This is a genomic window from Mesorhizobium sp. GW821-FHT07A06, assembly GCF_059419085.1.
This window is the reverse complement of record NZ_JBWKRC010000002.1, coordinates 619745-643084: the sequence shown is the minus strand read 5'-3', so window position 1 is coordinate 643084 and position 23340 is coordinate 619745. Positions and strand designations below refer to the sequence as shown.

General features: G+C 63.5%; 24 protein-coding genes. 13 read left to right on the top strand and 11 right to left on the bottom strand.

Features of this window, described 5'->3' with window-relative positions; all coding sequences use genetic code 11:
• Window positions 1–5: 5 nt before the first annotated feature.
• The gene (locus AC07SZ_RS08500) at window positions 6–749 is read right to left on the bottom strand and encodes an ATP-binding cassette domain-containing protein (RefSeq protein ID WP_056571811.1); all 744 of its coding nucleotides are present in this window, start codon (window positions 747–749) and stop codon (window positions 6–8) included.
• Window positions 750–1199: 450 nt separating this feature from the next.
• Here AC07SZ_RS08500 and AC07SZ_RS08495 point away from each other — a divergent pair, with 450 nt between their 5' ends.
• Both AC07SZ_RS08495 and AC07SZ_RS08490 read left to right on the top strand, forming a co-directional pair.
• Window positions 1200–2189, top strand: coding sequence for a sugar-binding protein (locus AC07SZ_RS08495; RefSeq protein WP_056571814.1), 990 nt, complete (start codon window positions 1200–1202; stop codon window positions 2187–2189).
• Between the two features lie 181 nt (window positions 2190–2370).
• Window positions 2371–3153 carry a FadR/GntR family transcriptional regulator gene (locus AC07SZ_RS08490; protein ID WP_056571817.1) on the top strand — a complete coding sequence of 261 codons (783 nt, stop codon included), beginning with the start codon at window positions 2371–2373 and terminating at the stop codon, window positions 3151–3153.
• A 20-nt stretch (window positions 3154–3173) separates the two neighbouring features.
• On the opposite strand, the gene AC07SZ_RS08485 is transcribed toward AC07SZ_RS08490, so the two are convergent.
• Window positions 3174–4112: an NAD(P)-dependent oxidoreductase gene (locus AC07SZ_RS08485; RefSeq protein ID WP_494913948.1), complete on the bottom strand. Its 939-nt coding sequence runs from the start codon at window positions 4110–4112 to the stop codon at window positions 3174–3176.
• A 119-nt stretch (window positions 4113–4231) separates the two neighbouring features.
• On the opposite strand from AC07SZ_RS08485, the gene AC07SZ_RS08480 reads away from it, so the two are divergent.
• Both AC07SZ_RS08480 and AC07SZ_RS08475 read left to right on the top strand, forming a co-directional pair.
• Entirely contained in the window at window positions 4232–5128 is an 897-nt protein-coding gene (locus tag AC07SZ_RS08480; protein WP_056572156.1) for an NAD-dependent epimerase/dehydratase family protein, read from the top strand.
• A gap of 102 nt (window positions 5129–5230) precedes the next feature.
• Window positions 5231–6007, top strand: a complete 777-nt coding sequence (locus AC07SZ_RS08475) for a FadR/GntR family transcriptional regulator (RefSeq protein ID WP_056572158.1) — start codon at window positions 5231–5233, stop codon at window positions 6005–6007.
• A gap of 108 nt (window positions 6008–6115) precedes the next feature.
• Here AC07SZ_RS08475 and AC07SZ_RS08470 read toward each other — a convergent pair whose 3' ends face one another.
• Window positions 6116–6406, bottom strand: coding sequence for a DUF3175 domain-containing protein (locus tag AC07SZ_RS08470; RefSeq protein WP_056571823.1), 291 nt, complete (start codon window positions 6404–6406; stop codon window positions 6116–6118).
• Between the two features lie 178 nt (window positions 6407–6584).
• Between AC07SZ_RS08470 and AC07SZ_RS08465 the strand changes: the two genes are divergently transcribed.
• The 7 genes from AC07SZ_RS08465 to AC07SZ_RS08435 all read left to right on the top strand — a co-directional run bounded on the left by AC07SZ_RS08465 (window position 6585) and on the right by AC07SZ_RS08435 (window position 14679).
• The gene (locus AC07SZ_RS08465) at window positions 6585–7814 is read left to right on the top strand and encodes an MFS transporter (protein ID WP_172373177.1); all 1230 of its coding nucleotides are present in this window, start codon (window positions 6585–6587) and stop codon (window positions 7812–7814) included.
• 134 nt (window positions 7815–7948) lie between these two features.
• Complete coding sequence (gntR, locus tag AC07SZ_RS08460) at window positions 7949–8977, top strand: HTH-type transcriptional regulator GntR (RefSeq protein ID WP_056571829.1); 1029 nt, start codon at window positions 7949–7951, stop codon at window positions 8975–8977.
• A 308-nt stretch (window positions 8978–9285) separates the two neighbouring features.
• Window positions 9286–10413, top strand: coding sequence for a sugar ABC transporter substrate-binding protein (locus AC07SZ_RS08455; protein ID WP_056571832.1), 1128 nt, complete (start codon window positions 9286–9288; stop codon window positions 10411–10413).
• Window positions 10414–10488: 75 nt separating this feature from the next.
• Entirely contained in the window at window positions 10489–12036 is a 1548-nt protein-coding gene (locus AC07SZ_RS08450; RefSeq protein ID WP_056571835.1) for a sugar ABC transporter ATP-binding protein, read from the top strand.
• Window positions 12033–13013 (top strand): ABC transporter permease, encoded by a 981-nt coding sequence (locus tag AC07SZ_RS08445; RefSeq protein ID WP_494913947.1) that lies wholly within the window; start codon window positions 12033–12035, stop codon window positions 13011–13013. Before AC07SZ_RS08450 ends, AC07SZ_RS08445 begins: the two co-directional genes overlap by 4 nt.
• A gap of 14 nt (window positions 13014–13027) precedes the next feature.
• A complete protein-coding gene (locus AC07SZ_RS08440) occupies window positions 13028–14014 on the top strand; it encodes an ABC transporter permease (RefSeq protein WP_155772460.1) in 987 nt (328 codons plus the stop codon).
• A gap of 116 nt (window positions 14015–14130) precedes the next feature.
• Window positions 14131–14679: a gluconokinase gene (locus AC07SZ_RS08435; RefSeq protein ID WP_494913946.1), complete on the top strand. Its 549-nt coding sequence runs from the start codon at window positions 14131–14133 to the stop codon at window positions 14677–14679.
• Here AC07SZ_RS08435 and AC07SZ_RS08430 read toward each other — a convergent pair.
• The 3 genes from AC07SZ_RS08430 to AC07SZ_RS08420 all read right to left on the bottom strand — a co-directional run bounded on the left by AC07SZ_RS08430 (window position 14674) and on the right by AC07SZ_RS08420 (window position 17584).
• The gene (locus tag AC07SZ_RS08430; RefSeq protein WP_320412012.1) at window positions 14674–15717 is read right to left on the bottom strand and encodes a hypothetical protein; all 1044 of its coding nucleotides are present in this window, start codon (window positions 15715–15717) and stop codon (window positions 14674–14676) included. The two genes, AC07SZ_RS08435 and AC07SZ_RS08430, sit on opposite strands and share 6 nt — an antisense overlap.
• A 192-nt stretch (window positions 15718–15909) precedes the next feature.
• Window positions 15910–16359, bottom strand: coding sequence for an RrF2 family transcriptional regulator (locus AC07SZ_RS08425; RefSeq protein WP_027029809.1), 450 nt, complete (start codon window positions 16357–16359; stop codon window positions 15910–15912).
• A gap of 238 nt (window positions 16360–16597) precedes the next feature.
• The gene (locus AC07SZ_RS08420; RefSeq protein WP_494913945.1) at window positions 16598–17584 is read right to left on the bottom strand and encodes a sulfate ABC transporter substrate-binding protein; all 987 of its coding nucleotides are present in this window, start codon (window positions 17582–17584) and stop codon (window positions 16598–16600) included.
• A 224-nt stretch (window positions 17585–17808) separates the two neighbouring features.
• Between AC07SZ_RS08420 and AC07SZ_RS08415 the strand changes: the two genes are divergently transcribed.
• Window positions 17809–18084: an antitoxin gene (locus tag AC07SZ_RS08415; RefSeq protein ID WP_172373188.1), complete on the top strand. Its 276-nt coding sequence runs from the start codon at window positions 17809–17811 to the stop codon at window positions 18082–18084.
• A complete protein-coding gene (locus AC07SZ_RS08410) occupies window positions 18084–18482 on the top strand; it encodes a type II toxin-antitoxin system VapC family toxin (RefSeq protein ID WP_494913944.1) in 399 nt (132 codons plus the stop codon). Before AC07SZ_RS08415 ends, AC07SZ_RS08410 begins: the two co-directional genes overlap by 1 nt.
• A gap of 16 nt (window positions 18483–18498) precedes the next feature.
• Here AC07SZ_RS08410 and AC07SZ_RS08405 read toward each other — a convergent pair whose 3' ends face one another.
• The 5 genes from AC07SZ_RS08405 to AC07SZ_RS08385 all read right to left on the bottom strand — a co-directional run bounded on the left by AC07SZ_RS08405 (window position 18499) and on the right by AC07SZ_RS08385 (window position 23327).
• On the bottom strand, window positions 18499–19539 hold the full coding sequence (locus tag AC07SZ_RS08405) for a sulfate/molybdate ABC transporter ATP-binding protein (protein ID WP_056571856.1): 1041 nt from the start codon (window positions 19537–19539) through the stop codon (window positions 18499–18501).
• Window positions 19540–19552: 13 nt separating this feature from the next.
• Window positions 19553–20437 carry a sulfate ABC transporter permease subunit CysW gene (gene cysW, locus AC07SZ_RS08400; protein WP_056571857.1) on the bottom strand — a complete coding sequence of 295 codons (885 nt, stop codon included), beginning with the start codon at window positions 20435–20437 and terminating at the stop codon, window positions 19553–19555.
• Window positions 20430–21281, bottom strand: coding sequence for a sulfate ABC transporter permease subunit CysT (gene cysT, locus AC07SZ_RS08395; protein WP_202326913.1), 852 nt, complete (start codon window positions 21279–21281; stop codon window positions 20430–20432). Before cysT ends, cysW begins: the two co-directional genes overlap by 8 nt.
• Before the next feature lie 83 nt (window positions 21282–21364).
• On the bottom strand, window positions 21365–22393 hold the full coding sequence (locus AC07SZ_RS08390; protein WP_056571863.1) for a sulfate ABC transporter substrate-binding protein: 1029 nt from the start codon (window positions 22391–22393) through the stop codon (window positions 21365–21367).
• A 211-nt stretch (window positions 22394–22604) separates the two neighbouring features.
• Window positions 22605–23327, bottom strand: coding sequence for a M15 family metallopeptidase (locus AC07SZ_RS08385; RefSeq protein ID WP_494913943.1), 723 nt, complete (start codon window positions 23325–23327; stop codon window positions 22605–22607).
• Window positions 23328–23340 lie beyond the last annotated feature (13 nt).

Here is a 23340-nt window from a genome sequence, read left to right as displayed (position 1 = left end):
CGCCCTCATGCCGCCTGCTCGATGGCGCCGGTGATCAGCCCGGTGACTTCCTCGGGCGAACTCGACGCGATCGTCTTGTCGGCGACCTTCCTGCCGCGCCGCATGACGATGACGCGATCGGCGACGTCGAAGACGTCGGGCATGCGGTGGCTGATCAGCACCACCGCTATGCCCTGGTTGCGCAGATTGCGGATCAGGTTGAGCACTTCGGCGACCTGCCTGACCGAGATCGCCGCCGTCGGTTCGTCCATCAGCACGATCTTGGCCTGCGACAGCATGGTGCGGGCGATGGCCACCGCCTGGCGTTGGCCACCCGACATCTGCTTGACCAGGTCGCGCGGCCGGGTCTCGGACTTGAGCTCGGCGAAGATCTGGCCGGCGCGCTTGTACATCGCCGCATAGTCGAGAATGCGGAACGGACCGACGCCGCGCCGCAACTCGCGCCCGAGATAGACGTTCGCCGCCGCGGTCAGATTGTTGCAGAGCGCCAGGTCCTGGTGGACGATCTCGATTCCGTGCTGGCGCGCCTCGACCGGCTTGTGCAGGATCAGCTCCTTGTCGTCCATGCGCATCGCGCCATGGCTCGGCCGGAAATTGCCGGCGATCATCTTGACCAGCGTCGACTTGCCGGCGCCGTTATCGCCCATCAGGCCGACGACCTGGCCGGGCTCGATCGACAGCGACACGTCGTTGACCGCCTGGATGGCGCCGAAATGCTTCGAGATGTTGGTGAGTTCGAGAACCGCCACCAGCCTTTGCCTCCCTGTGCTTGCCGCATGCCCGGGACAGGGGCGGCTTTCGCGTCGCTCTCCCAGCTCCTCCCGGAAACAGCGATATCAGTCATTTACGCAAATGCCCGTGCGGGCGTCAATTGTCCGATGAATAGGAAATAGACCATTTGTCAGACGAATAGTGGATGGCGGTTCCGAAAAATCCGTTTTGTAGGACAAATAGCAATTGACGTTGGCGGCTTGCCGTTATTAGCTGAGGGTCGGAGGAAGATTTGCCGGTCCCGGGCCATGATCGACGGCGGGGTCGGCGGGAGATCATCGATCGTGCCGGCAATGCCGGTCCGGTCGCATCTGGAAATGCTTATCGGTCTTGCCAGGCGGCATGGGCATTCGCCCTGCCATCTCGCGTTGGGGCCGATCTGTGTGGCGGGCACGCCGTGTCCGTCTGTTTTTCAAGGGAGGACTGATATGAGGAAAACAGTTTTGCTCGCCGCCGTCGCCGCCATGGCGTTGGGCGCCGGGCCGGCCTTGGCCAAGAAGCAGCTCGTCATCGTGGTGAAAGGTCTCGACAATCCGTTCTTCGAGGCCATCCACCAGGGCTGCGAGAAATGGAACAAGGAAAACGCCAGCTCGGAATATGAATGCTTCTACACGGGTCCGGCGTCGACTTCCGACGAGGCCGGCGAGGCCCAGATCCTTCAGGATATACTGAGCAAGCCTGACACGGCGGCGGTGGCGATTTCGCCGTCCAACGCGCCGCTGATCGCGCAGACGCTCAAGACCGCCAATCCGACGGTCCCGATCATGACTGTCGACGCCGACCTGGCCAAGGAGGACGCAGCCCTTCGCAAGACCTATCTCGGTACCGACAACTACCTGATGGGCAAGAAGATCGGCGAATACATCAAGAAGGCCAAGCCGAATGGCGGCACGATCTGCACCATCGAGGGCAACCCGGCAGCCGATAACATCCTGCGCCGCGCGCAAGGCATGCGCGACGCCCTGACGGGCAAGGAAGGGCTTGCGGCACTAGCCGGTGAAGGCGGCTGGACCGAAGTCGCCGGCTGCCCGGTCTTCACCAATGACGACGGTGCCAAGGGCGTGCAGGCAATGACCGATATCCTTGCGGCCAACCCCAAGCTCGATGCTTTCGGCATCATGGGCGGCTGGCCGCTGTTCGGCGCGCCGCAGCCTTATCGCGACCTGGTTGGACCGTTGAAGGACCGGCTGGCCAAGAACGACTTTGTCATCGGCGCCGCCGACACGATCGGCGACGAGGTGGCGATCGCCAGGGATGGCCTTGTCACCGCGCTGGTCGGCCAGCGGCCGTTTGAAATGGGCTACAAGGCGCCGTCGGTGATGATCGACCTGATCACGGGCAAGAAGGTCGCCGATCCGGTCTTCACCGGCCTCGACGAATGCACCAAGGATACGGTCGACACCTGTATCCAAAAGTAGTTTTCGATCCGGGGCGCTCGGCCAACGGGCGCCCCGTCAATTCCTGAGCGAGACGCCGTGGCGAGGGGCAACAGGCTCCGGCCTTGTCGCGTCCATGGTTTGGATTTTCGGCAACGGGATCGGCGCGCCACGCAGATACGGATCCATCCGGGCGACAGGCAGCCGACCTACTGGAACGTGGATGCCGCACGAGAAGGCAGAAAGAAAAGCCAGCCGGGCCAAGGCGAAAGCCAGCCGCGATCCGGCGGCCATGCGCAGGGCCGACGCGGCGCACTTTCCCGGATCCAGTGTTCATGCCTCGCTCGCCAGCGAGATCGGTCTGCGGATCGTGCGCGGCGATTATCCGCCCGGCAGCATCCTGCCCAACGAGGCCAAATGGGCCGAAACCTTCAATGTCAGCCGCTCGGCGGTGCGCGAGGCGATCAAGATGCTTATGGCCAAGAGCCTTTTGGCGTCACGCCCCAAGATCGGCAGCTGGGTCGAGCCGAAGGAGCGCTGGAACCTGCTCGACCGCGACGTGCTTGCCTGGTACGCGACCGCGCCCGACCGCGAGGCCTTCCTGCGCACCGTGCAAGAGTTCCGCCATATCATCGAACCGGAAGCGTCGGCCTTTGCCGCCATGCGGCGCAGCGACGAGCAGATGGCCGAGATCAGCCTCGCCTGCCGCGAAATGGGCGAGGCGGCCAACCTGCCGGAACGCATCCGCGCCGACACACGCTTTCACCTCGCCATCCTGCGGGCCTCTGGCAATGACCTTCTGGTGCCGCTCGGCGTGCTGATCGAGTCCGCGCTCGACCATCTCTTCGTCTTCACCACGCGGCAGGTCGGCGACCAGCGGCGAGCGCAGAAACTGCATGAGGCGATCGAGAAGAACATCCGCCTGCAACGGCCGGCGGCGGCCCGCAATGCCGTACACAAGCTGCTCGCCGACACCGATGAAGGGATTGGAAGCAGGCGGCGGTGAGCCGTGCGGCCGTTTGAACCTCAAATCGTCTGCTTCTTGCCATCCTTCATCGGCATCAGGTCGACGCCGTTGACCTTGGCGATATGGGTCGCCAGCATCGGTACGAACTGCTCGGCCGGACCGGTGGCATGGGCGCCGGCAAAGGAATTCTTGGTGGCGTTGCCGAGCGGGTTGGCGATGCCGGCCGCACCCGCCATGGACTCCAGATAGGTCAGGTCCTTGAAGGCGTTGGCGATGGTGAATTTGTGGGCGTCGCGGTCGCCTTCCAGCGTCCAGCGCATGAAGGTCTGGTAGAAGCCGCAATCCATGCGGCCGTTACGGATGACGCTGTCGAAACGCGGCGGCGAGATGCCGACCTTTTGAGCCAGGGCCAGTGCTTCGGAATAGATGGCGGCATAGCCCAGCGAGATGAAGTTGTTGAGCAGCTTCATGCGGTGGCCGTCGCCGGTGTCGCCGATGTGGACGATGCGGCCGGCCCAGGTCTCGACCACCGGTTTCACCCTGGCAAAGACGGCGTCCGGTGCGCCGACCATGGCATCGAGCGTGCCTTCCCAGGCCTCCTTCGGCGTGCGGCTCAATGGCGCGTCGACATAGTCGATGCCAAGCGCGTTGAGTTCGGCCGCGAGCGCGACGGTCGAGACCGGGTCCGAGGTCGAGCAGTCGACGACGACCGAACCTTTCTTCAAGCCTTCCTTGAGGCCATCGGGGCCGCGGATGATGGCTTCCACTTCGCGCGACCCGGTGACGCAGATGAAGACAATGTCAGATGCCGCCGCGACATCGCGCGAGGTCGATGCTTCCCTGGCGCCTCGGCCAAGGAGGTCCTCCGCCGGCTTGCGGTTCTTGCGGCCAAGGAATGTCAGGGGATAGCCCTTGTCGACGATGTTCTTGGCAATGCCGTGCCCCATCAGGCCAAGGCCGATGAAGCCGATCGTCTCGCGCGCGGCGGAGGTGTTCATGTCGTCTGTCCTATCCAGGATTATCGATAATTGCGCCGCCGTTTTAGCCCTATGTGGTTGCGGAATGCAATATTGTCTGACAATAGACGGGAATTCCAGAGCCTGTCATGGAGACCAGAATGACGAAGCGGATCATGTTCACCGGCGGCAGCGGCAAGGCTGGGCGCCATGTCGTGCAATATCTTGTCGAGCACGGCTGCCAGGTGCTCAACATCGACACCAAGCCGCTCGACAATCCCAAGGTGCGTACGCTGATCACCGACATCACCGACAGCGGGCAGGTGTTCAACGCACTGTCGAGCTATATGGGCCTGCACGAATTCGATCCGTCGCTGCGCCCGCAGCCGGTGGATGCGGTGGTGCATTTCGCCGCCATCCCGCGCATCATGATCACGCCCGACAACGAGGTGTTCCGCATCAATGCGATGGGCACCTACAATGTCATCGAGGCGGCGGTGAAGCTCGGCATCCGCAAGGTCATCATCGCGTCCTCGGAGACAACCTATGGCCTGGTGTTCGCCAACGAGCCGCGCGATCCCAGATATTTCCCGCTCGACGAGGCGTATGATGTCGATCCGATGGACAGCTACGCGCTGTCGAAGGTCGTCAACGAGAAGACCGCGCGGGCCTTCGCGCAACGCAACGGCACCGACATCTATGCCTTGCGCATCGGCAATGTCATCGAGCCGCACGAATACTCGCTGTTTCCGAAATGGTTCGCCGACCCCGGTTTTCGCAAGCGCATTGCCTGGAGCTATGTTGACGCGCGCGATCTCGGCCAGATCACGCTACGCGCCATCGAGAAGGACGGCCTCGGCTACCAGGTGTTCAACGCGGCCAACGACGATACTTCGTCCGACCTGCCGACGGCGGAACTCTTGAAGCGCTTCTATCCGGGCGTGCCGGTCAAGGCCGAACTCGGTGAATACGAGACGCTGCTGTCGAACCGCAAGGCGCGCGACATGCTCGGCTTCCGCCCGGAACACAGCTGGCGCAAATACGTCAAAACGGCCTGAGCGAGCGGGCAAATGCGGTTGGGCTGTGCATAGCGGGGCGCTTTGCGGCGCAACCGTTCCGTGGTGCTTGACAGCTTCCGCAAACCGGCCTTTCTGAAGCGTATGCGGGACGCGAAGCCGAACAAGGAAAAATCGCCGGACAAGGCGGCCGCCGTCGAGCGCTCGACCGGTGTTCGACGGCCCGACGCGGCACGTATTCCCGGCGCCAGCGTGCACACGTCGCTGGCCAGCGAGATCGGTCTGCGGATCGTGCGCGGCGACTATCCGCCCGGCACCATCCTGCCCAACGAAGCCAAATGGTCGGAGACCTTCAGCGTCAGCCGCTCGGCGGTGCGCGAGGCGATCAAGATGCTGATGGCCAAGAGCCTGCTTGCCTCACGCCCCAAGATCGGCAGCTGGGTGGAGCCGAAAGAACGCTGGAACCTGCTCGACCGCGATGTGCTCGCCTGGTACGCGACGTCGCCGGACCGCGAGGTGTTCCTGAAGACTGTGCAGGAGTTCCGCCACATCATCGAGCCCGAAGCGACCGCTTTCGCGGCGATGCGGCGGACCGACGAACAGATGGCCGAGATCAGCCAGGCCTGCCGCGAGATGGGGGAGGCCGCGAGCCTGCAGGAGCGCACCCGCGCCGACACACGCTTCCACCTTGCCATTTTGCGCGCCTCCGGCAACGATCTTCTGGTGCCGCTCGGCGTGCTGATCGAATCCGCCTTCGATCACCTGTTCACCTTCACCACCCGGGAAGTCGATGATCTCAACCACGTGCAAAAGCTGCATGAGGCGATCGAGAAGAACATCCGGCTGCAACGCCCGGACGCGGCGCGCGCCGCGGTTCGCAAGCTGCTGGCCAACACCGACCACGTGATCAAGTCGCGCTAGGGATGCTGAGCTTCAGGCGATCCGGCTCTGCGCACGGCACTTTATGGCCCGCTCCGGTTCTCAAAAACCATCGGCTCGGCCTGACCTGAATCTCAACATGGGCCGGCGCTAGTCTTCCTTCTCGCGGCCGAAGGCCAGGCGCAGTTCGTCCTTGGCGTGCTCAAGCACTTGTCTGCGCGCGGCCGGCAGGTTCTTGCCGGCGCGATTGATGTAAAAATTCAGCATCGACATGGCTGACTGGAAGGGTTCGGCCTTGCGGCGATGGCTGTGCTCGGCCGACCGCTTGAGCGAGGCGGCGATCTTTTTGGCGTCGTCGGATTCGAAGACGTGATCCTCAAGATCCATCGCGTCGCTGTGCTCGGTCACCTCGGCCGACCATTTCTTCCTGGCGGTGGTCATGGCTGGGACTCCTTTGCGGGTTCGCTGATCGGAAAACTCCAGACATTGGCGTCGGTTCCCGCCTTCGTGCCCGCTCTGGAGCCACGGATTTGCCCGCCGTGGCGCTGCTGTGGGCTGGGAATGTGCCGATAGTGGCCAAAACGGCAGCCGATTTCGAGTCCGCCGACAGGAAACGCCTTTGACCCGAACCGACTTGAGCCGGCCCAGTGCCGGCATCGACAGTTCCTACGCGTGGATGCGGCTGGCCATCTCGATGCTGCTGGCGACGATCGGCGCGGTCGGCATGTGGGCGGTGGTCGTGGTGCTGCCCGCCGTGCAGGCCGAGTTCGGCGTCGACCGTGCAGATGCTTCGATGCCCTACACCGCGACCATGATTGGCTTTGCCGCCGGCAATGTCCTGGTCGGCCGCGCCATCGATCGCATGGGCTATTGGATCCCGGCGCTGTTCTCTTCCGTGGCGCTCTCCGCTGGCCTGCTGCTCGCCGCGCTTTCGACCTCGATCCTGCAATTCACCCTTGCCCAGGGGGTGCTGATCGGTGTCGGCACGTCGGTGATCTTCGGGCCGCTGATCGCCGACATCTCGCACTGGTTCAACCGCCGGCGCGGCGTCGCTGTGACAGCGGCTGCGGCCGGCAACTATCTCGCCGGCGCGCTCTGGCCAACCATCATGCCGACGCTGATCAAGGCGGAAGGCTGGCGCTTCACCTACGCGGCGATCGGTGTCTTCTGCCTTGTCACCATGGTGCCCCTGGTGCTGTTGCTGCGACGCGGTGCTCCTGACGCGGCCGCCGCCGGCTCGCCCGGGAGCCGGCCGGTGCAGCCGATTCCCATGTCGCCGGCGGCGCTGCAGACGCTGCTGGTTGTTGCCGGCCTCGGCTGTTGCGTGGCGATGTCGATGCCACAGGTGCACATCGTCGCCTATTGCATGGATCTTGGCTACGGCATGGCGCATGGCGCCGACATGCTGTCGATCATGATGGCGGCGGGCGTCGTCAGCCGGCTTGCCTCAGGCTTCATCGCCGATCGCATCGGCGGTGCGAAAACCCTGCTGATCGGTTCGGTGCTGCAGTGCCTGTCGCTGCTGTTCTACATTCCGTTCGACGGGCTCGCCTCGCTCTATGTCGTGTCGCTGGTGTTCGGCCTGTCGCAAGGCGGCATCGTGCCTTGCTATGCGATCATCGTGCGCGAGTACCTGCCCGCCAAGGAGGCCGGCCAGCGTATCGGCATCGTCATGATGGCGACGATCTTCGGCATGGCGATCGGCGGCTGGATGTCGGGTTGGATCTACGACCTGACCGGTTCCTACGCCGCCGCCTTCCTCAACGGCATCGCGTGGAATCTGCTGAACATAGTGGCGATCGGGCTGTTCATGTGGAAGGCAAGGCAAAGGACCGCCATAGCGGCCTGAGCACCTCGGCTTGACAACAGGCGGGCACTGCGCGACCCCAGAGCCGAAGGGTGCGGTAAGGCCGGTGAAATGGCGACAGCTCAGATGATCATGTTGCGGGCGCGTTCCGGTGATGGCGCGCATGGGCCGTGGCCATGATCAAGCCACGCTCGCGCCGGGGCGGAGGCCGCCCGACCATATCGGATGTCGCGCGCAAGGCCGGCGTCGGCGCCATCACGGTGTCGCGCGCGCTGCGCGAGCCAGAGCGTGTCAGCCTGGATTTGCGCCGCCAGATCCAGGCCGCCGTCGACGAGCTTGGCTATGTGCCGGACCCCAATGCGCGGGCTCTGGCCTCGGCGCGCGCCGAAGTGTTCGGCGTGCTGGTGCCCTCGCTCACCAACAACGTCTTCGCCGAGGTGGTGCGCGGCATCTATGACAGCCTGTCGGACAGCCCGTTCCGCATCCAAATGGGCAACACGCATTATTCGGGACTGGAGGAGGAGCGGCTCCTGCAGGTATTCGGCTCGCAGCGGCCGGCGGCACTGATCGTGGCCGGCATCGACCAGACGCCAACCTCGCGAAAACTGCTGGAAAATGCCGGTTGCCCGGTGGTGCAAGTGATGGAGACCGGGCCGGACCCCGTCGACATGATGGTCGGCTTCTCGCATCTCGACGGCGGCAGGACGGCGACCGAGCACCTGATCGAGGTGGGTTATCGCCGCATCGGCTTCATCGGCGCGCGCATGGATCCGCGCTCGCAGCGGCGCCTGGCCGGTTATCGCGCCGCGATGGAGAAGGCCGGCCTGTTCGACCCGCGCCTGATCACCACCACGCCGGTGCTGTCCAGCGTATCGCTCGGCCGCGAAATGTTTCGCGATGCCCTGGCCAAGATGCCGACGCTCGACGGCGTGTTCTGCAACAATGACGATATCGCGCTCGGCGTGCTGTTCGAATGCCATCGCGCCGCGATCGATGTGCCGAAGACGATAGGCATCGTCGGCTTCAACGATCTCGATATGATGCAGGTGGCCTTTCCCTCGATCACCAGCATCCGCACCCATCGCTACGAAATCGGCAGGCGCGCGGTGGCCATGGCGCTGGCCGCGATCGCCGGCGACCGGCCGGAGCAACGCATCGTCGACCTCGGCTTCGAGCTCAAGCGCCGCGAGAGCACGGCCCGCTGAACACACTTTCGAGAACGACAGCGAATGGCGCTTTACACAACATCATGGTAGCGCTACCATTTTCTCTGAACGGGCATTGCCGGCAAAGGCGTTGAACCTGTTTATTATACATAAGCAACAGCTCATGCTTGTTTATTATGTATAATATGATAAATTTCCCCCCGATCGATGGGGACGGCAAGGGGAGGGATCGCGGAGGTCTTCGGCACCTGGCAGGCGTGACTGGGCAAGGCGGAGGGGCCAGCCGGAAACGCGAAAATTCCATAAACTGAACCGACAAATCAGAACTGCAATCGGGAGGATTATCGATGATCAAGTCACTTGTCGGTGGCATTGTTGCCGCCAGCGCATTCGTCATGCTCAACTCGGCCGCCATGGCCGCCGGCCCGGAAATCGTATCCGGACCCGCCGCCCAGGCCGACTGCTTCGCGCCGTGGGGCGCGGACACGAAATTCTTCAAATATCCGAAGAAGGAAGGCCCGTTCCGCATCGCCTTCGCCAATGGCTATATCGCCAATACCTGGCGCATCCAGATGGTGCAGACGGCCAAGGCCTATGCGGCCCAGCCCGACGTCAAGGCCAAGATCAAGGAATTCAAGGTCGTCTCGACCGGCGAGGACGTGCCGGCGCAGATCTCGGCGATCAACAATTTCATCGATTCCGGCTATGACGCCATCGTCACCGACGCGCAGAACCCGACCGCTTTCGGTCCGGTCATCAAGCGCGCCAAGGAAGCCGGCATCGTGCTGGTCGCCTTCGACAACATCCTCGACACCAAGGATGCCATCAACGTCAATGTCGACCAGAAGGGTCTTGGCGAATTGTGGGCCAAGTGGCTGGTCGAGAAGGTGCCGAATGGCGGCAAGATCCTCGAGGTGCGCGGCGTGGCCGGTACCTCCGTCGATACCGATCGCCACAATGGCATCCATGAGGTGTTCGACGCCTCCGGGAAGAAATGGGACGTCACCGAAGTCGCCGGCAAATGGGATGACGGCGTGGCGCAGAAGGTGACGGCCGACGCCATCGCCACCAACGGTCCGTTCGACGGCATCACCGGCCAGGGCGGCGATACCGGCATCGTTCAGGCGATGATCGATGCCAAGCACCCGTTCGTGCCGTTCGGCGGCGAAACCGAAAACGGCTTCCGCAAGTTCTGCGCGGCCCATTCCGCCGATGGCCTGAAATGCACCTCCGCCGGCTCCGGTCCGGCCCAGGTTGCCGTCGCCATCAAGACCGCGATCGCGGCACTCGAAGGCGAGGTGGTGCCACAGGAAGTGAAGCTGCCGCTGGCTGTCGCCACGGATCCTGACATGAAGGAAGGCACCGATTACTTTCCGAAGGAATCCGACAATTTCTTCGTCGGCAATTCCTTCCCGACCTGCGGCATCAATTTCAGTGCCCAGGAAATCATGGGGCAGACCAAGGAAAACCAGTAATCGCTGGCCAATGGCTGGCGCCGCGGCTTACCCTGCGGCGCCAGCCTGCAATCCCTTAATGGCCCTGGAGGGTTGATGGACGGTGCGGCTCCTCTCTTTCGCATGGAAGGCATATCCAAGCGCTATGGCGGCGTGCGGGCGCTGGAAAAGGCCGAGCTTGCGGTCGAAGCCGGCAGCATCCACGCCATTCTCGGTGAAAACGGCGCCGGCAAATCGACGCTGATCAAGGTCATGGCCGGTGTCGTGGCGCCCGACGAGGGCCGCATGATGCTGGATGGCCGCGAAGTGGCCTTCGCTTCGCCCGGCGCGGCGAACAAGGCCGGCATCGTCTGTATCTTCCAGGAACTGTCGCTGATCCCCGAACTCAGCGTTGCCGACAATATCGTCATTTCCGATCCGCCCAAACGCTTCGGCATGATCGACCGCAAGGCGCAGCGCCGCATCGCGGAGGAAGCCCTTGCCCGCGCCGGCGCGGCCGACATCCATCCGCTGGCGCTGGTCAAGGACCTGCCGTTGTCGCGCCGGCAGATGGTCGAGATCGCCAAGGCGTTGGCCAGAAAACCGCGCATCCTGATCCTCGACGAGGCAACCTCGGCGCTGACGGCGGCGGATGTCTCGAAGATATTCGGCGTCTTGAAGCGGCTGCGCTCGGAAGGGCTGGCGCTGCTCTACATCTCGCACCGCATGAACGAGATCGCCGAACTTGCCGATCAGTGCACGGTGTTCCGCAACGGCCGCAACGTCGCCAGCTACAAGGCTGGCTCGAAGAGCGACAATGAGGTGGTCGAACTGATGATCGGCCGCGAATACAGCCACATCTTTCCGCCCAAACCGGTGGCGGCAGCGGCCAGCGCCGCCCCCAGGCTCGAAGCGCGCAAGCTCTCCTGGGCCGACCGGCTGCACGATATTTCGCTGACCGTCAGGGCGGGCGAGGTGGTCGGCCTCGGCGGTCTTGACGGCCAGGGCCAGCGCGAATTGCTGCTTGCCTTCTTCGGTGTGCTGCGCGGCCTTGCCGGCGAGGTGTTGATCGACGGCAAGCCGGTGGCCATCAGCAGTCCCGCCGTGGCCCGACAGGACGGCGTCGGCATGGCGCTCATTCCGGAGGACCGCAAGACGGAAGGCTTGATGCTGCCAATGACGGTGCGCGAGAACCTGTCCTTTGCCGCGCTCGACCGGTTGTCCAGGAGCGGCATCATCGACCGCGCGGCCGAGCAGCGGCTGATCGACGACATGGTTGGTCTGCTGGCGATCAAGACGGCGGGTCTCGACATTCCGGTCGGCGCGCTGTCGGGCGGCAACCAGCAGAAGGTGGTTATCGCCAAATGGCTGATGCGCCAGCCGCGCATCATCCTGCTCAACGATCCGACGCGCGGCATCGATGTCGGCACCAAGCAGGAGATCTACCAGCTGATGCGCAAGCTGGCGGATGCCGGTGCGGCGATCCTGTTCTATTCGACCGACTATGACGAGCTGATCGGGTGCTGCGACCGTGTGCTGGTGCTTTACGATGGCGCGGTCAAGCGCGAACTGGTCGGCGCCGAGATCACCGAGCGGGCGCTGATATCGAGCGCGCTCAACATCCATGGCGAGGAGAGCCCGGTGGGCCTGGGAGCAAGCGTGTGAAAGATTGGCGCTACTGGCTGGCCGAGCAGCGCGGAACGATGCTTGCGCTCGGCATCTTCATCGTCATGTTCGTCATCTACACCTCGAACCATCCGGCCGGATTCACAGCCAATGTGGTGCAGACGGCGGCCAACAAGGGCGTGCTGCTCGCCTTCGTCGCCATGGCGCAGACGCTGGTGGTGATCACCGCCGGCATCGACCTGTCCGTCGGCATGATCTTCCTGCTCACCAACTGCCTGGCTTCCTGGCTGGTGGTGGGCACGCCGGCGCAGACGGCGCTCGGCGTCATCGCCGTGCTGGCTGTCGGCCTTCTGTGCGGCGCCATCAACGGCGCGATTGTCATCTATGGACGACTGCAGCCGATCGTTGCCACCATCGCTACGGGCGCCGTCTATTACGGCATCGGTCTTTTGCTACGGCCATTCCCGGGCGGCTCGGTCAATGAGGATCTTGCCGATGCGCTGACCGGCCGCGTGTTCGGCGTGGTGCCGGCGAGCCTCGTCGTGCTGCTCGCCATCGTGCTGGTGGTCTGGGTGCCGTTCAGCCGCTCGGTGCTTGGCCGGGCGGCCTACGCGGCGGGATCGTCGGAGACGGCGGCCTACATGTCGGGCGTGCCGATCCGGCGCGGCAAGTTCGCCGCCTACACGCTGGCCGGGCTGCTGGCATCGATCGGCGGCCTGTTCCTGACCTTCTTCACCTATACGGGCGAGGCGGCCTATGCCAGCGGCAATTCCTACACGCTGTTCTCGATCGCCGCCGTGGTGCTTGGCGGCGTCTCGCTGTTCGGCGGCAAGGGCAGCGCCATTGGCGCCATCTTCGGGGCACTCGCTTTCCGCACCATTGGCGATCTGTTGTTCGTGTTCGATTTCGATCCGCTCTGGCAGCCTTTGTTCCAGGGCGTTATCCTGCTGGTCGCCGTCAGCCTCGGCGCCTTCGCCCTGTTTCGGGTCCGCAACCGGCTGGAGTGGTTCCTGTGAGCGAAACGACGCCGATGGTTGGGAAGAGCGACGGCGGCATTGCCGGCCGCATGCCTAAATTCATCCGCCGCGCCGATCCGGCGGTGCTGACGGCTTTTGCCTGCATCGTGGTGCTGCTGTTGCTGGGCAGCCTCTATTCGCGCAGCTTCCTGTCGCCTGAATATCTGCTGCAGCAGCTCAAGGTGGCCTCGTTCCTCGGTGTCATCGCCACCGGCATGATGCTGGTCATCCTGCTCGGCCAGATCGACCTTTCGGTGCCCTGGGCGGTGGCGGCGGGCGCCATGATGGCATGCGCTGCGGCCGCCTATGGTCCGGTCGGCGTCGCGCTGGCCATCCCGTTCGGCATCTTCTGCGGCGTGCTGATCGGCGTCGTCAACGGCATCGGCGTTGCCTATCTGCGCATCCCCTCGATGATCATCACGCTTGCCACCAACGCCGTCGCGCAAGGGCTGATGGTGGTCTACACCGGCGGCTTCTCGCCGCAGGATTCGGCCACCGGCGCCATGCGTTACCTCGCCACCGGCTTCGCCATTCCCGGCGTCCCCAACGCGGTCATCATCTGGGCGCTGATCGGGGCCGCGATGGTATTCGTGCTGACCCGCACCGGCTTCGGCCGCACCGTCTACGGCATCGGTAACCGCGAGCGCGCCGCCTATCTCTCGGGCATCGACACAAGGCGCGTGGTGATGATCGCCTTCGCCGTCTCCGGCGGGCTCTCCGCCTTCGGCGGCGTGCTTCTGGCCGGTTATGCCTCCAAGGCGGCGCAGTCGATGGGCGATGCCTATCTCTTGCCGTCGATCGCCGCGGTCGTGCTTGGCGGCACTTCGATCCTCGGCGGGCGCGGGTCCTATCTCGGCACCGTTGCCGGCGTCATCCTGATCACGCTCCTGCAATCCATCCTGTCGGTCATGCAGATGCCGGAGGCGGGGCGGCAGATCATCTATGGCGTTGTCATCGTCGCCATGCTGTTGCTCTACGGCCGCGCGCCGGCAAGCCGCTAGGGCCGGATGATTTCAGGTCGAATTGACCTGAAATCTGAAACCGCCTCCAGATCAAGGAGATAGAGCATGATGTCGTCCGAAAACCGCTTCACACTTTTCGGCATCATGCTCTAGCCATGGACCAAGAAACAGCGCAGGCGCCGACGCGCGCCCCCGTCTCAGTGCCTCCGGCCATCGTGGTGATGGGCGTCGCCGGCTGCGGCAAGTCGGCCGTCGGCACCGCGCTGGCGGCCGCGCTGGGCGCCATCTTCATCGAGGGCGACAGGCTGCACCCGCCCGAGAATGTCGCCCGCATGGCAAGCGGCGAGCCGCTCACCGATCAACTGCGCGAAGGCTGGCTCGATGCGATCGGCGAACACATCGCGGCATCGGCCAGCAAAGGGGAGGGCGTGGTCGCGGCCTGCTCGGCGCTGAAGCGCGGCTATCGCGAACGTCTGCGCGGTTTTTGCCGTGATATCACCTTCCTCTACCTGGAGGTCGACCCGGCGACGGCGAGCGCGCGGGTCGCCAGCCGGAGGGGGCATTTCATGCCGGCCAGCCTGGTCGGCAGCCAGTTCGCCATACTGGAGCCGCCGGGCAGGGATGAGCGGGCCCTGACGATCGACGCGACGAGACCCGTCGCCGATGTCGTTGCCGAAGCGATCCGGCTGCTGGCCAAGTCATGAGCCGGCATCGTCGGTTGTCATGGCATCGTCCGGGGCATCCGTCAGCCTTCGGCTGCTGGACCAGATCAGCATCTGTTCGGGAAACTGTTTCAGCGCTTCCAGCAGCCGGTCGCGCTTGAGCAGGATATAGCGTGCCTGCAGCACCATGTCCTTGGCTCCGTCCCGTCCCGTTTCCGCTTCAGCCGGCAACAACTCCGGGCTGATGACGGCCCGGTATTCGCGGAAGGGAAGGGTCTCGAAGGTCGACATGGCAAACAGCGCCGCCTTGCCTCTTGCGGCGAAGTTCGCCGGCGCGGAAGCAAGGTGCGTCCAGCCGCCTTCGCCGATCGCGACCTCGGTGAAGGTCGAGCCCGCATGGATGGTGTTGGTCATCAGCACCACGCCATTGCGCTTCAGGATCTTCTGGATGCGGATGGTGACCTGATAGGCATCGTCGCGCTCGAAGACGATACGGCTCTTGAGGTAGCGGTTCTCGACCTTGACCATCGGCGGGTTCAGGAAACGCAGACCGAACCTCGATTCCGAGACACCATGTGAATTGACACTCACCTGATGCGCCTCGATGCCCGCCTCGTGCAGGGCGCGCTTGCCGAAGATGGTCTGGGAGGTGAACTGATCGCACCAGATGATGGCGCCGTGGCCGCGCCGCAGTGCCGCCTGCAGTCCTTCCTGTCCCTCCAGCCGGACAATCGGGGACCACCGGAAACCGGCGATGTGCGCTGCAAGCTGCAGCCGGCGGCGGTGGCGTGCCACGAGCAATGCCTCGAACAGCTTGCGTGCGTCGATGCCGCCGCCAAGCACCGCGCGCGTCGCGGCCGCGTAGCCTGGAAATTGCTTGCGCATGTGGCGTTTGAGGCGAAGCCTGGACATCCGATCGCAAATCGGTGCCCACCAGCGCACCGGCACTGAGGCCGCGACCATGAGATAAAAGGCGGCCAGGAGGGTTTCGCGCAGATCCTGGTTCGAGAACCGGCGCACCTTGCCGGGGCGGACGATCCTGCGGCTGAAGAAGCGCACGTCCTCAGCCCTTTCCGGCACGGGGACATCGGCGATGATTTCAGTCTGGAACCTGGCCGTGGGGGTCGGTCCGCGGGCAGCGTTTCGGGATTTCGCGAACGTCGACAGCCTCATCCTGCGGGCGTCCATCTGTTCCTGTTGCAGGACCGCTTTAATGCGCCTGCGCGCATCGCGCAATCTCACGGGGATGAACGGTGTTCGCCAGCCGTCGGTCTAGATCTGCGAGGACAGTTCGACCGGGAAATCGTCGTTATCGGCATCGCGCATGGCGGCGAGGCTTCTGTTGTCGAGCACCTCGGCGATCGCCTGGCGCACTTCCAGCATCATGTGCCGGACCTGGCAGGTCGCTTCGTCGCAATCCTCGCAGCGCTGGTACTGCGTGCGGCTGGCGCAGGGAATGGGCGCCAGCGGCCCGTCGAGCACGCGCACGACGTGGCCGATCTTGATCTCCGAGGCGGGGCGGGCGAGGCGATAGCCGCCTTCCTTGCCCTTGCGGCTCTGGACGAAGCCGGCATTGCGCAGTTCGCCCAGGATGGCATCCAGGAATTTCTTCGGGATGTTGTTGGCGACGGCGATGTCGTTGACGAAGGCCAATTGGCCAATCGGGAGACTGGAAAGATGCACGAGGGCCTTGAGGCCGTATTTGCCTTTTTTTGTCAGCATGCCCGAGTCAACCCGTTGAAACCCCAACCACCCCGCATCTGGCGGCTGTTTGTGTGCAAATAATGACGGTTCTGCCGCGCAGTGGTATTTTGCGAAAACGAGACGCCAAATGGCACGTTAGGCACGAACGCGTTGATTCTTTGTAACGTTTCGCAGGGTTGGCGCCGGCGAAGGCAAAAACGAAGAAAGCCGGCTCATTGCCGGCTGTCTTTGTCTGCTCAATATGTGCCGCGAGCCTTCAGCGGCTGCCATAGGCCTGGTCGAGCAGGCCGCCGGCGGCGAAATGCTCTTTCTGGATCTTGTCCCAGCCGCCGAAGACGTCTTCCACGGTCAGCAGGCGCACCTCGGGGAAGTCGGCCTTGTATTTGGCGGCGACGGCCGCGTCGCGCACGCGGTTGCCGTTCTGTGCGAGGATGTCCTGGCCTTCGGGCGTGTAGAGGAAGTTGAGATAGGTCTTGGCCAGGTCGCGCGTGCCGTGTTCGTCGGCGACCTTGTCGACGATCGCCACCGGGAATTCGGCCAGCAGGCTGACCGAAGGCGTGACCTGCTCGAACTTGTCGTCGCCATACTCCTTGCGGATGCCGCGCGTCTCGGATTCGAAGGTGATCAGCACGTCGCCGATTTCGCGCTGCACGAAAGTGGTGGTCGCGGCGCGACCGCCCGTGTCGAAGATCGGAACATTGTTGAACAGCTTGGTGATGAACTCCTTCACCTTGGCGTCGTCGCCCTTGAAGGCTTCCTTGGCGTAGGCCGTGGCCGCCAGATAGGTGTAGCGCGCATTGCCGGAGGTCTTCGGGTTGGGGAAGATCACCTGCACGTCGTCGCGCACCAGATCGTTCCAGTCCTTGATGTGCTTGGGGTTGCCCGCGCGGACAAGGAACGAGGGCAGCGAGTAGAAGGGCGAGGCGTTGTCGGGAAAATCCTTCTGCCAGTCGGCGGATACGAACCCCTTCTTGACCAGGAAATCGATGTCGGTGACCTGGTTGAAGGTGACGACATCGGCGCCAAGGCCCTCGGCGATGGCGCGCGCTTGCGCCGAGGTGCCCGCATGCGACTGGTCGACGGTCACGCCCGGATGCCCTGATATGAAGGCCTTGTTGACCTGAACGAACAGTTCGCGGCCGACGTCATAGGAGGCATTGAGCAGCTTGTCGGCCGACCAGGCTTGGGAGGACGCGAGGAACAGGCCGGCGACCGTGGCAATGCCGAGGAAAAATCGCTTCATGAAAAGGGCTCCGGATGCAATGTGTTAATCGCGCAACCATAGCCGTGGCGCATGGGGCACGGCGAGGTATGCACGAGGGTTCCGCGCCCTTGCCGCGAGAAAAGATATGATCGACAGAACGAGTCCTTAGAATTTTATTTCAGGTGACAATTGTTTCGGTCTGTATTCCTTGTGCAGGGCGATCATTTGGCATATACATATGGCATATACAAACGGAGGCAACCGTGCCACAGCACCGGCATACAACCGCGTCGCCTCCGAAGGAGGCCAAGCTCTTCCGCAACAACCGCAGCCAGGCGGTGCGTATTCCCGTCGAATTCGAGCTCCCCGGTGACAAGGTTCTGATCAGCCGCGAAGGCGACCGCCTTGTCATCGAGCCGCTCCGCAAACCAGGCCTTGCCGCGCTGCTCGCCCAATGGGCGAAAGAGCCACCGCTTGGTCCTGAGGACGACTTTCCCGGGATCAAGGATGCGCCTGTTGAAGCCGAGGACATTTTCTGATGCGGTTCATGTTGGATACAAACGTCATTAGCGACATGATCCGAAACCCGGCCGGCAAGGCTGCCAGTGCAATGGTGCGCGAAGGTGACGCCGCTGTTTGCACCAGCATCGTCGTCGCCTCCGAATTGCGACATGGCTGCGCCAGGAAGGGATCGGCCAAGCTGCTCAAGAAGGTCGAGGATCTGCTGGCCGAGATCCCTGTATTGCCGCTCGACGTACCGGTGGACGCTGAATACGGCGCGCTTCGCGCCGAGTTGGAGGCCGCTGGCCAACCCATTGGCCACAATGACCTTTTTATTGCCGCTCACGCCTGCGTGTTGGGCACCACGTTGGTGACGGCCAATGTGGGGAAGTTCGCCCGGATACGGAAGCTGAAGGTCGAGAACTGGCTGGAATAGCGCCTGACCCGAAAGATCAGGCCGCCGGAAACAGCTTCCAGCGCCCCGGACGGAACGCCACCCGGCTTTTCTGTGCCGCCGGGTGATCGACGGGCAGTTCGATCTCGACCCGCTGGCGGTCGCCGCCGATCTCGAGCTCCACCCGGCGCGTGCCGGCGACGCGGCGGCTGGCGGCGACCGTGCCGGCGATGCAGCCGCTGCAGCCGTCCAGCAACTCGACGTCGTGCGGGCGAAAATAGAGCGTTGCATCACCCTCGGGCGCGTGCGGCGCCGCAAGCCCGATGGGGCGATCAGCGAGCCAGATCTCGCCATTCTCGACCTTGACGGGAAGCGAGCTCGATTCACCGATGAAGCCGTAGACGAAGGGCGAGTTCGGCGTGTCGTAGATATCGTCCGCCGTGCCGACCTGCTCGATGCGGCCCTGGCTCATCACCACGACGCGGTCGGCAAGCTCCAGCGCCTCTTCCTGGTCGTGGGTGACGAAGACGGTGGTGTGGCCGGTGCGATCGTGGATCTCGCGCAGCCAGCGGCGCAGTTCCCGGCGGACCTGCGCATCGAGTGCGCCGAACGGCTCGTCGAGCAGCAGCACCTTGGGCTCGATCGCCATGGCGCGGGCGAGCGCGACACGCTGGCGCTGGCCGCCGGACAATTGGGCCGGATAACGCTTTTCGAGGCCAGAAAGCTGAACGAGATCGAGAAGCTCGGAGGCACGGCGGCGGATTTCCTGCGCCGGCGGCCGCGAGGATCCATGCCGGACCTTGAGCCCGAAGCCGATATTGTCGGCCACCGTCATGTGCCGGAACAGTGCATAGTGCTGGAACACGAAGCCGACATTGCGCTCCTGGATCGACTTCTGCGAAGCGTCCTCGTCGCCGAAGAAGATCTTGCCGCGCGTCGGCCGTTCCAGCCCTGCGATCAGCCTGAGCAGCGTCGTCTTGCCGGAGCCGGACGGGCCCAGCAGCGCGATCAGTTCACCCGACTTGATGTCGAGCGATACGTCATGGAGCGCTGGAAACCGCTCAAACTCCTTGCGCACGTTGGCAACGCGAACTTCCATACAAATCCCTCTGTCAGTGTCCGCGCGTCGCGGCGAGTTCGGCGCCGTAGCGCATCTCGAGCAGTGTTTTCAAGACCAGTGTGACGAGCGCCAGCCCGGCAAGCAGTGAGGCGACGGCGAAGGCGCCGACGGCATTGTACTCGTTGTAGAGGATTTCGACATGCAGCGGCATGGTGTTGGTCAGGCCGCGTATGTGACCCGAAACCACCGAAACCGCGCCGAATTCGCCCATGGCGCGGGCGTTGCAAAGCAAGACGCCGTAGAGCAGCCCCCATTTGACGTTGGGCAGCGTGACGTACCAGAAGGTCTGCCAGCCATTGGCGCCGAGCGAGAGCGCCGCTTCCTCATCGCCATTGCCTTGCTCCTGCATCAGCGGGATCAGTTCGCGGGCGACGAAGGGGAAGGTGACGAACACGGTGGCCAGCACGATGCCGGGCACGGCGAACAGGATCTGGATGCCATGTGCCTTCAGCCACTCTCCGAGCAGCCCCTGGGCGCCGAACAGAAGCACGTAGACCAGACCCGAGATGACCGGCGAGACCGAGAAGGGCAGGTCGATCAGCGTGGTCAGGAAGGCCTTGCCCTTGAACTCGAACTTGGCGATGGCCCAGGCGGCGGAGATGCCGAAGACGACGTTGAGCGGCACCGAGATAGCCGCGACGAGCAGTGTCAGGTGAATGGCCGAACGCGCATCCGGTTCGCCCAGCGCTTGCGTATAGGCACCGATGCCTTTCGCCAGCGCCTCATGGAAGACAATGATCAGCGGCAGGAGCAGAAAGACGCCGAGGAAGGCAAAAACGATCGCCATCAGCACGGCCTGTGCCGGCCGGCTTTCGGTCACCGCCGCCGAGCGGCTCTCATGGTAGGGCTCGTAGGATTTGATTTCGGGATCAGCCATAGCGCTTGCGGCTCCATGTCTGCACGAGATTGACGACCAGAAGCATGACGAACGACAGAGCGAGCATGATCGCCGCGATCGCGGTCGCCGCCGGATAATTGTACTCCTCCAGCCGGATGACGATCAAAAGCGGAGCGATCTCGGATCTGTAGGGCAAGTTGCCGGCGATGAAGATGACCGAGCCGTATTCACCGACGCCGCGCGCGAAGGCCAGCGAAAAGCCGGTGATGATGGCCGGCGCCAGGCCCGGGAACAGCACGCGGGTGATGATCTGGAAGCGGTTGGCGCCAAGCGTCGCGGCGGCCTCCTCCACCTCCTTGTCGATTTCTTCCATGATCGGCTGCACGGTGCGCACGACGAAGGGCAGGCCGATGAAGACCAATGCGATGACGATGCCGAGCGGCGTGTAGGCGACCTTGATGCCGAGCGGCATCAGCAGTTTGCCGATCCAGCCGTTCGGCGCGTAGAGCGTGGTCAGCGCGATACCGGCGACCGCGGTCGGCAGCGCGAAGGGCAGGTCGACCATGGCGTCGACGATGCGGCGGCCGGGGAAGCGGTAGCGCACCAGCACCCAGGCGACGAGCGTGCCGAAGACGACATTGACGGCGGCCGCCAGAAAGGCGGTGCCGAAGCTGATTTCCAGCGCATTGATGGTGCGCCGATCGCTCGCGATCGCCCAGAATTCAGCCCAGCCGAGAGAGGCCGAGCGCCAGATCAGCCCGGACAGCGGAATGAGGATGATGAGGGTGAGGTAGGCAAGCGAGAAGCCGAGCGTCAATCCGAAACCCGGAATGACACTCGGCTGCTTGAACCGCCACCCCGCCTGCGCGGGTGCTGTCGTCATGAAGCTCTGGATTGTCCCTTCTTATTCAACCGGACTCTGCCTGAAGAAAGCCCATTGGCGAGCTTCCTCAGCACAACCGAACCTTACTGGGCCGGCTTGTAGATCTGGTCGAATATACCACCGTCGCCGAAATGATAAGGCTGTGCCTTCTTCCAGCCGCCGAAAAGCGGATCGTCGATCGAGATCAACTTGATATCGGGGGTCTTGGGCAGATCCGCCGGTGCGACGAGTTCTGGCTTGGCCGGACGATAATGGTTCTTTGCGATGATCGTCTGGCCTTCCTTGGAATAGAGCCAGCCGAGATAGGCTTCGGCCACCTTGCGCGTGCCCTTGGCATCGACATTGGCGTCGACGATCGCCACCGGCGGCTCGGCTAGGATCGACGTCGGCGGATAGACGATCTCGAAATTGTCGGCGCCGAATTCGTCGAGCGCCAGATAGGCATCGTTTTCCCAGCCGATCAGCACGTCGCCGATGCCCTTTTGCGCGAAGGTGACGGTCGAGCCGCGCGCACCGGTGTCGAGAACCGGGGCATTGGCGTAGAGCTTGCCGACGAATTCCTTGGTCTTGGCCTCGTCGCCGCCGTCATGGGCGTTGGCGTAGGCCCAGGCGGCCAGGTAGTTCCAGCGTGCGCCACCCGAGGTCTTGGGGTTGGGGGTGATCACCTGGGTGCCGTCCTTGACGAGGTCATTCCAGTCGTGGATCCCCTTGGGATTGCCCTTGCGAACGAGGAAGATGATGGTCGAGGTGTAAGGCGCTGAATTGTTTTCGAATTTCTTGCGCCAGTCGGGATTGATCTTCTTCGACTTCGAGACGATCGCGTTGATGTCGCCCTCGAGCGCCAGCGTGACCACATCGGCATCGAGGCCGTCGATCACGGCGCGGGCCTGGGCGCCCGATCCGCCATGCGACTGCTGGATCGTCACCGTTTCGCCGGTCTCGGCTTTCCAATGGGCGACGAAAGCCTCGTCATAGGCCTTGTAGAGCTCGCGTGTCGGATCGTAGGACACGTTGAGGATGGTGGTGTCGGCGAACGCGAAACCGAGCGTGCCGAACTGGACAGATGTGGCGACCAGTGCGCCGAGCAGTTTCCTGAAATGAGGTTTGGTCATTTCTGCCTCCGTTGAACCCGCGCCAAATCTAGCGAATTGATAGAAATTAGATGCACCGAATGTTCCCTTTTTTGCCCTCCTGAAGAAAATATTCGACGGTCTTCCGCCATGTCGGGAAATATTTTCCTCGCCGACACTCCGCGCGGACTCGACGTCCTATCTAGGGATGCCCGATGCCGAGGCAAGGCCGCATTCGGTTCGATCCCGCGGGTTATTCGGCGCTTACCGGAAAATCGAAACGCTGGTTTGGAAAGGGCTCGTGCCCGAGCGTAAAATGCCACCATTCGCGGGCGTAGTTCTTGAAGCCGCCGGTGCGCATGGCATCGACGAGCATCTTGCGGTTTGCCGCCGCTTCATTGCCGAGCGGACGGTGCGCGGTCTCGCTCATTGGGTCGAAGCAGTCGAAACCGGTGCCGAAATCGAGCGTATGGGCATCGGTGACGCCACAGGCCGGTTTGGAGACCGCCGGACCGCCGGCCCGCGCAATCGCGACATCGACGGTTGAGCCGCGCGAATGGGTCGACAGCTCACCGACATAGCCCTTGGCGATGAGGTCGCCGCGCTTGACCTTCGGATACCATTGCGGATCGGGCGGACCGCCCGCGCGCGTCCATTCGCCCATGTCGGCGACGGCGCGGGCAGGGCGGTAGCAATCGAACACGACCAGGGTCAGGCCTTTCGCGGCCATCGCCTGCTGGATACCGGCAAGAGCTTGCGCCGCCTGCAAGGTGAGAATGCAGACCGGCGCCTCGTAGCCATTCACCTTGCGGTGAAGGAAATCGTCGGGTCCGGCGTAACGGATGTCCTGGCGGATGGACGGATCGATATCGGCGAGCCGAACGAAGCCGGCGGAAAGGGTATCGGCATGTGCCTGGGGAACTAAAGCCCCAAGCGCCAGTGCGCAAAAGCCAACGCGCTGAATCGCCTGGCGCATTCTATTCAAGGAG

What these genes read in the sequence shown, in the direction of transcription:
- AC07SZ_RS08480 (WP_056572156.1), top strand. Translation starts at nt 4,232, where the DNA reads ATGACGAAGCGGATCATGTTCACCGGCGGCAGCGGCAAGGCTGGGCGC.
- AC07SZ_RS08485 (WP_494913948.1), bottom strand. Translation starts at nt 4,112, where the DNA reads ATGAACACCTCCGCCGCGCGCGAGACGATCGGCTTCATCGGCCTTGGC.
- gntR (WP_056571829.1), top strand. Translation starts at nt 7,949, where the DNA reads ATGATCAAGCCACGCTCGCGCCGGGGCGGAGGCCGCCCGACCATATCG.
- AC07SZ_RS08420 (WP_494913945.1), bottom strand. Translation starts at nt 17,584, where the DNA reads ATGAAGCGATTTTTCCTCGGCATTGCCACGGTCGCCGGCCTGTTCCTC.
- AC07SZ_RS08470 (WP_056571823.1), bottom strand. Translation starts at nt 6,406, where the DNA reads ATGACCACCGCCAGGAAGAAATGGTCGGCCGAGGTGACCGAGCACAGC.
- AC07SZ_RS08410 (WP_494913944.1), top strand. Translation starts at nt 18,084, where the DNA reads ATGCGGTTCATGTTGGATACAAACGTCATTAGCGACATGATCCGAAAC.
- AC07SZ_RS08390 (WP_056571863.1), bottom strand. Translation starts at nt 22,393, where the DNA reads ATGACCAAACCTCATTTCAGGAAACTGCTCGGCGCACTGGTCGCCACA.
- AC07SZ_RS08490 (WP_056571817.1), top strand. Translation starts at nt 2,371, where the DNA reads ATGCCGCACGAGAAGGCAGAAAGAAAAGCCAGCCGGGCCAAGGCGAAA.
- AC07SZ_RS08385 (WP_494913943.1), bottom strand. Translation starts at nt 23,327, where the DNA reads ATGCGCCAGGCGATTCAGCGCGTTGGCTTTTGCGCACTGGCGCTTGGG.
- AC07SZ_RS08425 (WP_027029809.1), bottom strand. Translation starts at nt 16,359, where the DNA reads ATGCTGACAAAAAAAGGCAAATACGGCCTCAAGGCCCTCGTGCATCTT.
- AC07SZ_RS08455 (WP_056571832.1), top strand. Translation starts at nt 9,286, where the DNA reads ATGATCAAGTCACTTGTCGGTGGCATTGTTGCCGCCAGCGCATTCGTC.
- AC07SZ_RS08450 (WP_056571835.1), top strand. Translation starts at nt 10,489, where the DNA reads ATGGACGGTGCGGCTCCTCTCTTTCGCATGGAAGGCATATCCAAGCGC.
- AC07SZ_RS08475 (WP_056572158.1), top strand. Translation starts at nt 5,231, where the DNA reads ATGCGGGACGCGAAGCCGAACAAGGAAAAATCGCCGGACAAGGCGGCC.
- AC07SZ_RS08435 (WP_494913946.1), top strand. Translation starts at nt 14,131, where the DNA reads ATGGACCAAGAAACAGCGCAGGCGCCGACGCGCGCCCCCGTCTCAGTG.
- AC07SZ_RS08495 (WP_056571814.1), top strand. Translation starts at nt 1,200, where the DNA reads ATGAGGAAAACAGTTTTGCTCGCCGCCGTCGCCGCCATGGCGTTGGGC.
- cysT (WP_202326913.1), bottom strand. Translation starts at nt 21,281, where the DNA reads ATGACGACAGCACCCGCGCAGGCGGGGTGGCGGTTCAAGCAGCCGAGT.
- AC07SZ_RS08440 (WP_155772460.1), top strand. Translation starts at nt 13,028, where the DNA reads ATGGTTGGGAAGAGCGACGGCGGCATTGCCGGCCGCATGCCTAAATTC.
- AC07SZ_RS08405 (WP_056571856.1), bottom strand. Translation starts at nt 19,539, where the DNA reads ATGGAAGTTCGCGTTGCCAACGTGCGCAAGGAGTTTGAGCGGTTTCCA.
- cysW (WP_056571857.1), bottom strand. Translation starts at nt 20,437, where the DNA reads ATGGCTGATCCCGAAATCAAATCCTACGAGCCCTACCATGAGAGCCGC.